Here is an 877-nt window from a genome sequence, read left to right as displayed (position 1 = left end):
CTACCCCCCCCGCCCCCCCCCACCCCCCCCCCCCAACCCGCAAAACCCCCTGGGGGTGCCCCACCGCGTCCGGATAACCACTTCTACCACGAGATGAAGGACTCCAACGTTCTGGACAAAGTGGCACTGGTTTACGGTCAGATGAACGAGCCGCCGGGTAACCGTCTGCGCGTAGCACTGACTGGCCTGACCATGGCCGAGAAGTTCCGTGACGAAGGTAACGACGTTCTGCTGTTCGTCGACAACATCTATCGTTACACCCTGGCCGGTACTGAAGTATCCGCACTGCTGGGCCGTATGCCTTCGGCAGTAGGTTACCAGCCGACCCTGGCTGAAGAGATGGGCGTTCTGCAAGAACGTATCACTTCGACCAAGGAAGGTTCGATCACTTCGATCCAAGCGGTATACGTACCTGCGGATGACTTGACCGACCCGTCGCCTGCGACCACCTTCGCCCACTTGGACGCCACCGTCGTTCTGTCCCGTGACATCGCATCCCTGGGTATCTACCCGGCGGTAGATCCACTGGATTCGACTTCGCGCCAGCTGGACCCGAACGTAATCGGTCAGGATCACTACGACACCGCTCGCGGCGTTCAGTACGTTCTGCAACGTTACAAAGAGCTGAAAGACATCATCGCGATCCTGGGTATGGACGAGCTTTCGGAAGCCGACAAACAGTTGGTTAACCGTGCTCGTAAGATCCAGCGCTTCTTGTCGCAGCCGTTCTTCGTGGCTGAAGTCTTCACCGGTGCTTCGGGTAAATACGTTTCCCTTAAAGACACTATTGCTGTCTTCAAAGGCATCCTCAACGGTGACTTCGACCACCTGCCAGTTCAAGCGTTCTACTTGGTTGGCGGCATCGAAGAAGCGATCG

General features: G+C 57.5%; 1 pseudogene. It reads left to right on the top strand.

Features of this window, described 5'->3' with window-relative positions:
• Positions 1-75: 75 nt before the first annotated feature.
• Positions 76-877 (top strand): annotated as a pseudogene (gene atpD, locus ACIOWA_RS27965) (F0F1 ATP synthase subunit beta); the annotation flags it as partial.

The sequence above is a fragment of the Pseudomonas sp. NPDC087614 genome (genome assembly GCF_044743485.1).
Lineage (GTDB): Bacteria > Pseudomonadota > Gammaproteobacteria > Pseudomonadales > Pseudomonadaceae > Aquipseudomonas > Aquipseudomonas baetica_A.
Note: the sequence above shows the minus strand (reverse complement) of the source record. Positions and strands in the feature narration are given on the sequence as shown.